Here is a 12,368-nt window from a genome sequence, read left to right as displayed (position 1 = left end):
CGAGACGCGAATCAAATCAGCATTTGACAGGGCCGGCCGGCACGACTAACGGACGCGCCTGCTTTTCAAAACATGAATGAATGAAGGTCCGACGCAGTGGCGAAACCGGAACTTGGTACCAAGCGCGTTTGCCCGACCACGGGACGCAAATTCTACGACCTGAACAAGGACCCGATCGTCTCGCCCTATACGGGGCAGGCTTTCCCGCGTTCGATGTTCGAGCCGCAGGCCAAAGCGGCGGCGGTTGTCGCCAAGGAAGCGGATGACGAGGACGAGACCGAGGCCGCTGACGGCGCGGTCGAGCTTGTCTCTCTCGATGAGGCCGATGCCGAAACGAGCGAGAAGGACGCGGTTGTCACCAGCGAGGACGACATCGAGGTCGAGGACGACATCGCTGCCGAGGAAGACGACACGTTCCTGGAAGAGGACGAGGAAGGCGACGATGACGTCTCCGATCTGATCGATGGCGACATCGAGGGTGACGAGGACGTCTGAGGACAAAAAATATTTCTGCGATATAGGTGCTTGTGTCTTCTGCCGAGCCCGCCTATAGAGCCCTCCGTCGCGACAGTGACGACGCGGACATCGCCGGGCTTCGAAGTTGAAGCCACTCCTGCGGTGTCCGGGAATTTGCCGGTTGACCCCCAAATCAATCGGCCAGCGTGGGGCCATAGCTCAGTTGGGAGAGCGCTTGAATGGCATTCAAGAGGTCGGCGGTTCGATTCCGCCTGGCTCCACCAAATTTTCCGATCCGGATCACGAACTCACCGAGAGTGGACGTGTCGCATCTGCGGTCTTGATCGCCGGCCGCCGCGCTCGGCCCCCAGGCTTTCTCAGAGTCCGCCGAACAGATCGTTCCTGAGAATCAGCTTCGCGGTCGCCCGACCATGCCGGCAATCTCAGCCCGAAGGCCCGACTCTCCGAAGAACCATCGATTCGCTGGTATGCGTCGGTGAGATCATTGATTCCCCCAATTTGTCATTGCCCCCTCAGTAGGGCAAAGGGCTTGCCTGCAATGGGGAGAGGCAGGCCATGCGATCGCAGATCAATGCGCGCCTGAAGCTGCGGCAGATCGAGATCGTCATTGCCGTAGCCGAGCAGGGCAGTTTCCTGGCCGCGGCCCACGCGCTCAGCATCACGCAGCCCGCAGTGTCGAAGGCGGTGCAGGATGTCGAGCTGATCGTCGGCCATCCCATCTTCGACCGGATGGCCCGCGGCGTGATGATCAACCCCTTCGGCCGTGCCGTTGTCGAGCGTGGCCGGGCCATGCTGTCGCTGGTCGAACGACTCACGGACGATATCGGGCTGATCGAGCAGGGGCAGGCCGGCACGCTGGTCATCGGCGCCCTGCCGACTGCGGCGACGAGCGTGCTGCCGCCGACGCTCGGCCGGCTGCGCGCCTCCAATCCCGAGTTGAACATCAGGCTGGTGCAGGGGCGCACGGCGGAGCTGATGCCGCAGCTGGAGAGTGGCAAGCTCGATCTGATCGTCGGGCGGCTCTACGAGCTCGAAACCGCCCATGATGTTCACCGCGAGACGATCTATCACGAGCCGATCTCGGTCCTGGCACGGGCCGGTCATCCCTTGCTCGACCGCCCCGGCAGCGCGGGAGCGGAGCTCGGGAGGTTCGGCTTGGTGCTGCCCTCGCTGGAACAGCGCCTCGGCCAGGAGATCGATGCGGTGATCGCTTATTCCGGATTGGAGATGCTGGCCGCGCCGCTGCGTTCGACCTCGATTTCCTTCATCCGCGAGCTCGTTCTGTCGAACGACTATGTCACTATCCTTCCGCGGTTGATGCTCGCCGGCGATCTCGGCCGCGGTGCCGTCAGGATATTGCCCGTTCCCATGGTCTCAGGCAGCCGGCCGGCCGGAATCATCACATTGCGCCATCGTCGACGGTCGCCGAGCGTCGGGGCCCTGCTGGCGGCGCTGCGCGACCATCTGCGTGAATTGCGGGCGACCGGGCTGCTCGACGAGGACGGCGCCTCGCCGGATACGCTCACCGGCATGTGATATTCCCGGCACTTATAGCTCTTGTGAACCAGCACACGAAGACGCGACGGGCATCCTGCGGATAGCGTTCCGGCGTCTCATCCGCAGGTTCGCAGCTCATGCTTCAACAGACGACAAGACAATGCGTATCCGAGCATTGCCTGGACATTCTCTTCCGCGAGGCGCGAACCTATTACGGCTGGCTGCCGAAGGCGGTGAGCGACGCGCAACTGCGCGAGCTCTACGAACTCGCGCGGATGCCGCCGACGAGCAGCAATATCAGCCCCCAGCGCATCGTCTTCGTCGTCTCGCAGGAGGCCAAGGAGCGGCTGCGGCCCGGGTTGAAACCCGGCAATGTAGACAAGACCATGGCGGCGCCGGTAACCGCGATCCTCGGCATCGACAGCCGCTTCTTCGATCATCTGGAGCGCTTGGCGCCGCATGCGGTCGACAAGCGCGCGGGCTATCTCTCGGATCCCGACCTTGCTGCCCGGGCTGCCTTTCGCAACGCGACCCTGCAGGGCGCCTACCTGCTGATGGCGGCGCGTGCGCTGGGGCTCGATTGCGGCCCGATGTCCGGGGTCCTGCATGATGTCGTGGACGCCGAATTCTTCCCAGGCGGTGAGGTCAGGTCCAATTTCCTGATCAATATCGGTCATGGCGATCCGGCGAGCGTCAGGCCGCGCGCCGCGCGGTTCGACTTCGACGATATCTGCCAGATTCTCTGATCGCGGAGGGCATCATGCTGCAAACCGTTTCTTCGCGCACCAACCCGCCGCGACTCTGCTTCATCGGCTTCGGCGAGGCCGGACTGGCCTTCGCCGGCGGCCTGCTCGAAGCCGGCATCGTCGAGATCGCCGCCTTCGACACCGCGGGTACGCAGGAGCGCGTCCGCAAGCCGGCAGAGCACCTGGGCGTCCGCCTCGCCGACAGCCTCGAGGCCGCCCTGGCCGGCGCCGATTTCGTATTCTCGGCCGTCACCGCAGCCGACAGTCTCGACGCCGCCCGCCAGGTTGCGCCGCATTTTGTATCCGGCCAGGTCTTCGTCGACGTCAATTCGGTCTCGCCCGGCCGCAAGCGCGAGGCGGCCGCGGCCTTTGCTTCGCCTGGTGCCTATCTCGATCTCGCGATCATGGCGCCGGTTCACCCCAAGCGCCACGCCACACCTTGCCTGGTCGCCGGCGAGGCGGCCGAGCGCTTCATCGCGATCTTCGCGGGCTTCGGCATGGAGCTCGGGCCGGCGGGTCCGCAGATCGGGTCGGCAACGATCATCAAGATGATCCGCAGCGTCATGGTCAAGGGGCTGGAGGCGTTGACCTATGAGTGTTTCATGGCGGCGCGTGTCGCCGGAATCGACCCGGTGATCCTCGACTCCCTCGGGCGCAGCTATCCTGGCCTCGATTGGCCAAAAGTCGTTCCCTACAATGTCAGCCGTATGCTGCAGCATGGCGTCCGGCGTGCCGCCGAAATGCGCGAGGTCGCGCTGACGCTTCGCGAGCTTGGCATCGACCCGGCCGTCACAGAGGGCGTCGTCCTCCAGCAGGAACGACTCGGGCGCCTGCCGTTGCAGGCCGAGCCCGAAGACGGTTTCGCGATGCTCGATGCCGTACGCGCCGCACTCTCCGGGCAGAAGCCGGAGCCCTCATAGTCGCGAAAGTTATAGCTGAAGCCCGAAACACCGCGAAGACCGCTCCGGGCGAAGCCGATACCCAATAAGCAAGCAAGAAAATGCGCCGGCGCAGCAAGCCGGCGCGACCGGCCTCGCCGGAAGGGGAGACAGACGATGGACCAGGACATGCGCGACCCGATCGCGCCAGCAACTGCAAGCGCATCGCCCGATGTCTTGCCGCGGAACCGGAACCTCTACATCAACGGCAGCTGGCGCGAGGCGGCCGAGACCGGCGGTCTCGAACTGACCAGCCCGGCGACGGGCGCGTCGCTCGGCTTCGTCGCGCAGGCTGGAAGCAGTGATGTCGATGCCGCGGTCCGGGCCGCTGGCGCCGCCTATCGCGGCTGGCGGAACGTCGCCCCGGCCGAGCGCGCCAAGATCCTCAGGCGAATCGCCCAGATCGTCCGCGACAACGCGCGGGAACTCGCGCTCATCGACGCAATCGACGGCGGCAATCCGGTCCACGAGATGCTCGGGGACGTTGCCAACGCCGCCTCTCAGCTTGATTTCTTCGCCGGCCTCGTCACCGAGATGAAGGGCCAATCGGTGCCGCTCGGCCGGGAATCGGTCAATTTCTCGGTGCGCGAGCCGCGCGGCGTCATCGGCCGCATCATCCCGTTCAACCACCCGTTCATGTTCTGTGCCGCCAAGTCGGCTGCGCCGCTCGCGGCTGGCAACACCGTCATCGTCAAGCCGCCGGACCAGGCGCCGCTGAGCTCGCTGCGCTTTGCCGAGCTGATCGACGGAGTGCTGCCTCCAGGCGTCTTCAACGTACTCCCAGGCGGTCGCGAGGCCGGAGCGGCGCTTGCCGCCCATCCCGGCGTCGCGATGATCTCGCTCATCGGCAGCGTCCAGGCCGGGCGCGCCGTCATGAAGGCCGGCGCCGATACCATCAAGCCGGTCCTGCTCGAGCTCGGCGGCAAGAATGCGCTGATTGCGCTTGCCGATGCCGATCCCAACGAGGTCGCGGCCGCCGTGGTCGCCGGCATGAACTTCATCTGGTGCGGCCAGTCCTGCGGCTCGACCAGCCGGGCCTTCATCCACGAGGCGATCCATGACGCGGTCGTGGCGCGTATTGCCGAGCGCGTGAAGCAATTCCGCCCGGGCGACCCGACCGATCCGGCGACCACGATGGGCGCCATCATCAGCCGCGCCCAGCTGGACAAGGTGATGGGCTTCATCGCGGACACCAAGGCGGAGGGCGCGAACCTGCTCTGTGGTGGCGGCCGCCCGCTCGATCCGGCGCTCGCCAACGGCAATTTCGTCGAGCCCACCGTGTTTACCGAGGTGACGCCTGCGATGCGGCTGGCGCGCGAGGAGGTCTTCGGACCGGTTCTTGCGGTCTTCCGCTGGTCGGACGAGGCAAGCATGCTCGAGACCGTCAACAGCGTCGAATACGGGCTGACCTGCTCGATCTGGACCAATGACGTCCGCAACGCGCACCGTCTCGCCGGCGAGGTCGAGGCCGGCTTTGTCTGGATCAACGAGGTCTCGCGGCATTTCCTCGGCACACCCTTCGGGGGCTACAAGCAATCAGGTCTGGGTCGCGAGGAATGCCTCGAAGAACTGCTCAGCTACACCCAAGAAAAGCACATCCACGTCAACCTGAAGCGGCCGGCAAGAAGCTGACAGGAGCGATCGGAAAGACCGCGTGACTGCTCGCGGGTCATAAAAATACATAAACGGAGGGAGAAACATGCGTAGTCTCACTGGCGCTGCCGCCCGTCTCGTCGGAGCCGGCATCGCGCTCTCGGCTTCTGCCGGCCTCGCCTCGGCGCAGGCGCCGGCCTACCCGTCCGACCGCATCAACATGACGGTCGCCTTTGCCGCCGGTGGCTTCGTCGATACCTTCGCACGCATTGTCGGCCAGAAGCTCAACGAGAAATGGGGCAAGGCGGTCACCGTCGAGAACAAGGCCGGCGCCGGCGGCAATACGGCCGCTGCAATCGTCGCGCATGCAAAGCCCGACGGGCTGACGCTGCTCGTCACCTCGACGGCGATCGCCATCAACGAGACGCTCTACAAGAAGCGCGACTACGCGCTCGATCAGCTCATCCCGGTCGCCATTGCGGTTTCGTCGCCGGAGACGATCGCGACGCATCCATCGAAGCCCGGCAATCTGAAGGACTATCTCGCCTGGGCCAAGAAGGAGGAGATCACCTTCGCCAGCGCCGGTGTCGGCTCGGGCTCGCATCTGGCGACCGAGTACTTCCTGAAACGCCTCGCCATGCAGCCGGCCTCGCATATTCCCTTCCGCGGCGGCGCGCTCTCGGTGCAGGCGGCACTCGGCAACCAGGTCGACATGGTTGCATCGTCCTTCGGCATCATCCCGCAGGTCGCGGAGGGTAAGCTCAAGGGACTGGCCGTTGCGAGCGAGACGCGTGTCGCGGCGATGCCCGATGTTCCGACCTACACCGAGTCCGGATTCCCCTTCGTCGCCGAATCCTGGGTCGCCGTGCTCGCCCCGGCCAAGACGCCGCCGGCCATTGTCGAGCAGCTCAACGCCGCGATCAACGAGATCGTCAGCGAGCCGCAGACGCGGGAGAAGCTCCTGGGCATGGGCTACCAACTCCATGTCCGCTCGGCTCCCCAGGTCGCGACCTATCTGAAGGCTGAGGTCGCCAAATGGGGCGAGATGGTGCGCACCGTCGGCGTGACCGTCGAATGACGCCGAGCCGGCCGCAACGCGCCGCCTCCCAAGCCAGGGCGAAACTGTCATGAGCCAGTCCGAGCCTCTCCCCCGGTGGAAACGCGCCGTGCGTTCTCCGCAGAATCTGGTCTCCGGCCTGATCCTCATCGCAGCGGCGACCGTCGTCGTGTTGATGCTCGGCAATCTCGCGCAGGGCACGCTGCGCGTCATCGGCCCGGCCATGGTGCCGCGCTGGACGGCGATCGCGATCGGCATCGGCGGTGCTGTCCTCGTCGTGCTGGGTTTCATCGAGGATGGCGACGCGCTCGAACGCTGGCATCTGCGCGGGCCGGCCTTCGTACTGGCCGGAATCGTGCTCTTCGCCGCGACGATCCGTGAGCCCGGCTTCATCGTCGCGGCGCCGCTTGCCATGCTCGTCGCCGGCTTCGGCTCGCGTGAGGTCAGGCCGCGCGAGCTCATTGTCTTTGCGCTGGCGATGACGGTCGCCTGTGCCCTTCTGTTCCGCTTCGCGCTTAACCAGCCGATCCCGATGCTGGTGCTCCCGTCGTTCTCGATCAACTTCTGAGGCGCGCATGGAACTCCTGCAGAATCTCGGCCACGGCCTCGGCATCGCGCTGTCGCCGACCAATATCCTGCTCTGCTTTGCCGGCTGCATGCTGGGGACGCTGATCGGCGTCCTGCCTGGGATCGGGCCGATCGCGACCATCGCTATCCTGCTCCCGCTGACCTTCGGGCTCGATCCTACCGCCGCGCTGATCATGCTGGCCGGCATCTATTACGGCGCCCAGTATGGCGGCTCCACCGCCTCGATCCTGCTCAATATCCCCGGCGAGTCGAGCGCTGTCGTCACCGCAATCGACGGCCATGAGATGGCGCGCCAAGGCCGAGCGGGCATTGCGCTTGGGATCTCGGCGATAGGCTCCTTCGTCGCCGGCACGATTGCGACACTGGTGATTGCCGCCCTCGCCGCGCCGTTGGCCAGCATCGCGCTGATCTTCGGGCCAGCGGAGTATTTTGCGCTCATGCTGATGGGGCTCGCATTCGCAGTCCTGCTGGCGCGCGGATCCGTGCTCAAGGCCGTGGTGATGATCCTGGTGGGCGTGCTGCTCTCGACTGTCGGGCCAGACCTGACAACCGGCCAGCTGCGCCTCACCTTCGGAGCGACCTGGCTCGCCGACGGTATCGAGATCGCCCTGCTCGGCATGGGGCTGTTCGGCATCGCCGAGGTTTTTCGCAGCCTCGAGCATGGCGAGTCACGGCAGGTACGCCAGACCCATATCGGCCGGCTGCTGCCTGGCCCCGAGGAATTGCGCGCTTCGGCCAAGCCGATCCTGCGCGGAACCCTGCTCGGCTCGATCCTCGGCATCCTGCCGGGCAACGGTGCCGTGCTCGCGCCCTACGCCTCCTACACGCTCGAGAAGAAGCTGGCCCGCGATCCGCGCCGGTTCGGCCGCGGCGCGATCGAGGGCGTCGCCGGGCCGGAATCGGCCAATAATGCCGGAGCTCAGACCTCCTTCATTCCGCTGCTGACGCTCGGTATCCCGCCCAATGCGGTGATGGCCCTGATGGTCGGCGCAATGACGATCCACGGCATCGTGCCTGGCCCGCAGATCATGACCAAGATGCCCGACCTGTTCTGGGGGCTGATCGCCTCGATGTGGGTCGGCAACCTGATGCTGCTGGTCATCAATCTGCCGGCGGTCGGGCTCTGGGTGAAACTGCTGAAAGTGCCGTATCGCCTGATGTTCGTCGGCATCGTCATTTTCTGCTGCATCGGCGTCTACTCGATCAACAACGAGCCGGCCGACATCCTGATCATGGGAGCGCTGGCCGTGTTCGGCTACGGCCTCACCAAGTTCGGCTTCGAGCCGGCGCCGCTGACCCTCGGCTTCGTGCTCGGACGCATGATGGAGGAAAACCTCCGTCAGGCACTGATGATCTCGCGCGGCAACCCCATGACCTTCGTCGAGCGGCCGATCGCCGCCATCCTCATCCTGATCGCGTTCGCCATGCTCACCGTCGCCATCCTACCGGCGATCCGTAAGGGCCGCGACGAGGTCTTCAGCGAATAAGCGCGACAGCCAGATGGACATGACCATGCAGACCGAGGGGGGCGCCGTGGCGCCGGCGACCGAAAGATGGGGCAGCGACGTCGTTGCCGAGACGATCAGGGCGCTGGGCTACAGATATGTCGCACTGGTTCCAGGCGCGAGCTTCCGGGGCCTGCATGACAGCCTGGTGAACCACCTCGGCAACCATGACCCGGCGATGATCGTCTGCCTGCACGAGGAACACGCGGTGGCGATCGCCGACGGATTCTCGCGGGTGGCGCAGGAGCCGATGGCCGTCATCCTGCATTCCAATGTCGGGCTGATGCATGCGACGATGACGATCTTCAACGCCTGGTGCGATCGCCGGCCGATGCTGATCCTCGGCGCGACGGGCCCGGTCGACGCGCATCGCCGCCGGCCCTGGATCGACTGGATCCACACTGCGCGCGACCAGGGCGCGCTGGTCCGGCATTACACCAAATGGGACGACCAGCCGGCCTCGGCCGAGGCCGCGGTCGAATCCGTGCTGCGCGCCGACCAGATCGCGCGGACCGCTCCGACCGGCCCGGTCTATGTCTGCCTCGACGCCGAGATGCAGGAAAGCCGGCTCGACCGCGCGGTAAGGGTTCCCGATATCCGCCGCTTTGCGCCGCCGCGGCCGGCCGCGGCTCCCGCCGAGGACATCGCTCGGACCCTGGACATCCTGCGCAATGCGCGTGCGCCCCTGCTCCTGATCGGCCGGGTCTCGCGCCATGCCGGCGATTGGCAACGCCGTATCGCATTGGCCGAGCGGCTGGGGGCGACGGTTTTGACGACCACGCATAATGCGTCAGGCTTTCCGACCGAGCACCGGCTTCATGCGCTGGCCCCGGTCGGCGAGCGCCCGAACGACGCCGAGCAGCACTTGCTGCGCGAGGCCGATGCCATCGTCAGCCTCGACTGGCACGATCTGGCCGGCTTCCTCAGCGCCCGTTGCGGTGCCTCGCAGACGCAGGAGCCGCTGACGGCCGCGATCGTCCACTGCTCGCTCGACGGCCATGTCGCCAATGGCTGGAGCATGGACCATCAGGCATTGCCGGCCTGCGATGTCAGGATCGCGGCCGATCCGGATCGCTTCGTCAGCCAGTTGCTGGAGGCTGTCGGCACGGATTGGCAACCGGCGCCGTCACTGGTGTCCGAAGGCAGCCACTGGACGCAGACAGCCTCGGAGGGCCCGGACCGTACCGCGCCCTTCAACGCCGAACAGATGGCCTTCACGATCTCTGCCTTCGCGCGCGATCGGGAGGTGACGTTCGCCCGTCTCTCCTTCGGCTGGCCGCGCAGCGCCTGCCGGTTCCGCACGCCACTGGATTTTCTCGGCAAGGATGGCGGCGGCGCCGTCGGCACAGGGCCTGGCCACACGATCGGCGCCGCGATTGCGCTGAAGGGCAGCGGCCGGATGACGATTGGAGTCATCGGCGACGGCGATTACCTGATGGGCGTGAACGCACTCTGGACAGCCGCGCATCAGCGCGTGCCGATGCTGCTCGTCGTCGCCAATAACCGGTCCTATTTCAACGACGAGGTCCATCAGGAGCGCATGGCACGCCAGCGCGGCCGGCCGGTCGAGAACAAGTGGATCGGCCAGCGGCTGGATGACCCGGCGCCCGACATCATCGGGCTGGCGCGCGCGCAGGGTTTCGAAGGGGCTGTTTCGGTCCGTAGCGTCGACGAGCTGCTCGCCGAGCTGGAGCGGGGCGCTGCCGTTGTCGCGGCCGGCGGTCGCTACATCATCGATGCGCTGATCATCCCCGGCTATTCCGACCGATGAACGGGCCCCTGGGAGTGGACACGCGGCTCACCGTCGGCTGCGGCGCCTATGACCGGACCTGGCCGCTGATCGCGGGCATGTTCCGGCCGAAGGGCTATACGCTCAATTGGTCGGTGCTCCCGCCGGAGGAGGTCTTCCTGCGCGGCATGCTTGGAGGCGAGTTCGACATAACCGAGATGTCGCTCTCGACCTACCTCCTGCTGCGCTCGCGCGGCACCTGTCGCTATCTGGGGCTGCCGCTGTTCGTTTCGCGCAAATTTCGCCACAGCGCGCTCTATGTCCGCAGCGATTCCGGGATCGAGCGGCCGGAGGATTTCGCCGGCCGGCGCGTCGGCGTCCCGGAATATCAGCTCACGGCCAATGTCTGGGTGCGCGGCCTCCTCGCCGACGAATATGGCGTGCGGCCGGAAGCAGTCCATTGGATCATCGGCGGCATCGATGCGCCCGGTCGCGAGGAGAAGGTGCCGGTCACCCTGCCCGCCCGGTTCGAGACGACGCGGCTGCCCGCCGGCGAGACGCTCTGGCAGTGGCTGCTCGAGGGCAAGCTCGATGCCATCATCGCGCCGCGCGCGCCGAAGGCCTTCGCCGACGGGCATCCGGCGATCCGGCGGTTGTTTCCGGATGTTCCGGCGGCTGAGAGGGCCTATTTCCGAAAGACCGGCCTGTTCCCGCCGATGCATCTGATCGGCATCCGTTCCGACATCGCCGATCGCCATCCCGACCTGGCTGCGTCGCTGACCGTGGCCTTCGAGCAGGCCAAGGCCTTCGCCGCCAACGAGCTGCATCAGTTTGCCTATGACACGGCGATGCTGCCCTGGCAGGAGGCGGCGCTGCGCCAGACCGAAGAGGTCATGGGCAAGGATTACTGGCCCTATGGGATCGAGCCCAACCGCACGGCGATCGAGGCCATGGCCCGCTATTCCCGGGAACAGGGGCTTACCGACAGATGTCTCTCGATCCCGGAGATCTTTCCGAATCACTGCTGAGGGGACCCTCAGTGGCGCCAAGCACCAACGCCGCTCCGTCTGGCCGACAGGCGCAGTGAGCGAAGGCCAGTGCCGGGCAGATTGCCGCGCGCAGCTCAAGGACGGGATTCAGCGGCTGCTGAGTCCGACGCCAACGCGCGGATATTCGCCCGCGAAGGCTTGCTTCGCCTTGGCCATGACCACCCGCACCGCCTAGTATCGGGCAAATCGGCTCATGAAATGCTGGCGGCGGGTGCATGAATCGCTATCCGATGTTCAACCCGCAGCTGCTGCTCAGCTTCGTCGCGGTCTGCGAGAGCCAAAGCTTCACCCGCGCCGCCGACCGCGTGTCCCTGTCGCAGTCCACCGTCAGCCAGCAGGTCAGGCGCCTGGAGGAGATGCTGGGCAAGCCGCTCTTCGAGCGCTCCTCGCATCAGGTCGAGCTGACCGAGGAGGGTGGGCGGCTGCTGAGCTATGCACGGCGCATCATCGCCCTGAACGAGGAGGCGCATGACGCCTTGACCGGCTTCTGGCGCGACGGCGTGCTGCGGCTGGGCATGCCGGAGGATTTTACGGTCCCCACCGTCGACCTGCTGGCGGCATTCAGCCGTGAGCAGCCGCATCTGAGGCTGGACGTCACCAGCGGCCTCAGCGCCGATCTGCGCAGCGCCTATGAGCGCGAAGAGCTGGACCTGATCCTGGTCAAGCAGCGCCGCCGTCAGCCGCCGCGCGCGGCCAGGCTCGAACCGCTGCTATGGCTGGACAGCCAGGCGCACCCGGCCATCGAACGCTCGCCGGTGCCGCTGGCGGTGTTCCCGCTCAACGGTCTCTATCGCGAGGAGCTCTGCCAGGCGCTGGACAGCCTCGGCATTCGCTGGCGTGTAAGCTACAGCAGCGCCAGCCTGGCTGCCCTCGCTGCCGCCTCCGCCGCCGGGCTGGGCGTGACGCTGCTGCCGGCCGGCTGCCGGCTGCCCGACCACCGAACGCTGGGCGCGGCAGAAGGACTGCCGGAGGTGAACGATTTCGAGCTGGCGTTGTATTACCGCGACAACGCGCCTGCTGCGGCCATCGTACTGGCGGAAAGACTGGCCGAATTCTGCCGGCTGGAGCGATGAGTGGCCGGATTGCGCTGATGCGTGATCCCGACCGGCTTCATTGCCAAATCGAATAGTCAGCATTGGCAAATATCGCTGCCAACCCGGGCGGCCCATTCGTAATCTAGGGGCTGAAA

11 protein-coding genes and 1 tRNA gene are annotated in these 12,368 nt (G+C 66.1%); all 12 read left to right on the top strand.

Translation table 11 applies throughout. The features are described 5' to 3' along the window. Positions 1 to 96: 96 nt before the first annotated feature. The 12 genes from AC1DW9_RS06730 (at position 97) to AC1DW9_RS06675 (ending at position 12,252) form a co-directional block, all read left to right on the top strand. Positions 97 to 495: a TIGR02300 family protein gene (locus tag AC1DW9_RS06730; protein ID WP_113515648.1), complete on the top strand. Its 399-nt coding sequence runs from the start codon at positions 97 to 99 to the stop codon at positions 493 to 495. 169 nt (positions 496 to 664) lie between these two features. Beyond that, positions 665 to 740, top strand: a tRNA-Ala gene (locus AC1DW9_RS06725). Between the two features lie 292 nt (positions 741 to 1,032). Beyond that, positions 1,033 to 2,013 (top strand): LysR substrate-binding domain-containing protein, encoded by a 981-nt coding sequence (locus AC1DW9_RS06720; protein ID WP_476775105.1) that lies wholly within the window; start codon positions 1,033 to 1,035, stop codon positions 2,011 to 2,013. Positions 2,014 to 2,111: 98 nt separating this feature from the next. Then, entirely contained in the window at positions 2,112 to 2,720 is a 609-nt protein-coding gene (locus AC1DW9_RS06715) for a malonic semialdehyde reductase (protein WP_441505057.1), read from the top strand. A 14-nt stretch (positions 2,721 to 2,734) separates the two neighbouring features. Then, positions 2,735 to 3,640, top strand: a complete 906-nt coding sequence (locus AC1DW9_RS06710; protein ID WP_476775104.1) for an NAD(P)-dependent oxidoreductase — start codon at positions 2,735 to 2,737, stop codon at positions 3,638 to 3,640. 135 nt (positions 3,641 to 3,775) lie between these two features. Continuing rightward, positions 3,776 to 5,290 (top strand): aldehyde dehydrogenase family protein, encoded by a 1,515-nt coding sequence (locus AC1DW9_RS06705; RefSeq protein ID WP_441505055.1) that lies wholly within the window; start codon positions 3,776 to 3,778, stop codon positions 5,288 to 5,290. 67 nt (positions 5,291 to 5,357) lie between these two features. Then, entirely contained in the window at positions 5,358 to 6,329 is a 972-nt protein-coding gene (locus tag AC1DW9_RS06700; protein WP_441505054.1) for a Bug family tripartite tricarboxylate transporter substrate binding protein, read from the top strand. Between the two features lie 88 nt (positions 6,330 to 6,417). Continuing rightward, positions 6,418 to 6,876 carry a tripartite tricarboxylate transporter TctB family protein gene (locus AC1DW9_RS06695; protein ID WP_476775103.1) on the top strand — a complete coding sequence of 153 codons (459 nt, stop codon included), beginning with the start codon at positions 6,418 to 6,420 and terminating at the stop codon, positions 6,874 to 6,876. 7 nt (positions 6,877 to 6,883) lie between these two features. Continuing rightward, positions 6,884 to 8,383 carry a tripartite tricarboxylate transporter permease gene (locus AC1DW9_RS06690; RefSeq protein WP_441491970.1) on the top strand — a complete coding sequence of 500 codons (1,500 nt, stop codon included), beginning with the start codon at positions 6,884 to 6,886 and terminating at the stop codon, positions 8,381 to 8,383. A 25-nt stretch (positions 8,384 to 8,408) separates the two neighbouring features. Beyond that, entirely contained in the window at positions 8,409 to 10,172 is a 1,764-nt protein-coding gene (locus AC1DW9_RS06685) for a thiamine pyrophosphate-binding protein (RefSeq protein ID WP_476775102.1), read from the top strand. Next, the gene (locus AC1DW9_RS06680; RefSeq protein ID WP_441505051.1) at positions 10,169 to 11,158 is read left to right on the top strand and encodes an ABC transporter substrate-binding protein; all 990 of its coding nucleotides are present in this window, start codon (positions 10,169 to 10,171) and stop codon (positions 11,156 to 11,158) included. The genes AC1DW9_RS06685 and AC1DW9_RS06680 overlap by 4 nt, the downstream gene beginning before the upstream one ends. Positions 11,159 to 11,394: 236 nt before the next feature. Continuing rightward, a complete protein-coding gene (locus AC1DW9_RS06675) occupies positions 11,395 to 12,252 on the top strand; it encodes a LysR family transcriptional regulator (RefSeq protein WP_441505050.1) in 858 nt (285 codons plus the stop codon). Positions 12,253 to 12,368 lie beyond the last annotated feature (116 nt).

Source organism: Allobosea sp. P4_E12, assembly GCF_056401655.1.
The sequence above is the reverse complement of the archived record's forward strand: the minus strand, read 5'-3'. Positions and strand labels throughout refer to the sequence as shown.

What these genes read in the sequence shown, in the direction of transcription:
- AC1DW9_RS06720 (WP_476775105.1), top strand. Translation starts at nt 1,033, where the DNA reads ATGCGATCGCAGATCAATGCGCGCCTGAAGCTGCGGCAGATCGAGATC.
- AC1DW9_RS06715 (WP_441505057.1), top strand. Translation starts at nt 2,112, where the DNA reads ATGCTTCAACAGACGACAAGACAATGCGTATCCGAGCATTGCCTGGAC.
- AC1DW9_RS06710 (WP_476775104.1), top strand. Translation starts at nt 2,735, where the DNA reads ATGCTGCAAACCGTTTCTTCGCGCACCAACCCGCCGCGACTCTGCTTC.
- AC1DW9_RS06705 (WP_441505055.1), top strand. Translation starts at nt 3,776, where the DNA reads ATGGACCAGGACATGCGCGACCCGATCGCGCCAGCAACTGCAAGCGCA.
- AC1DW9_RS06700 (WP_441505054.1), top strand. Translation starts at nt 5,358, where the DNA reads ATGCGTAGTCTCACTGGCGCTGCCGCCCGTCTCGTCGGAGCCGGCATC.
- AC1DW9_RS06690 (WP_441491970.1), top strand. Translation starts at nt 6,884, where the DNA reads ATGGAACTCCTGCAGAATCTCGGCCACGGCCTCGGCATCGCGCTGTCG.
- AC1DW9_RS06685 (WP_476775102.1), top strand. Translation starts at nt 8,409, where the DNA reads ATGCAGACCGAGGGGGGCGCCGTGGCGCCGGCGACCGAAAGATGGGGC.
- AC1DW9_RS06680 (WP_441505051.1), top strand. Translation starts at nt 10,169, where the DNA reads ATGAACGGGCCCCTGGGAGTGGACACGCGGCTCACCGTCGGCTGCGGC.
- AC1DW9_RS06675 (WP_441505050.1), top strand. Translation starts at nt 11,395, where the DNA reads ATGAATCGCTATCCGATGTTCAACCCGCAGCTGCTGCTCAGCTTCGTC.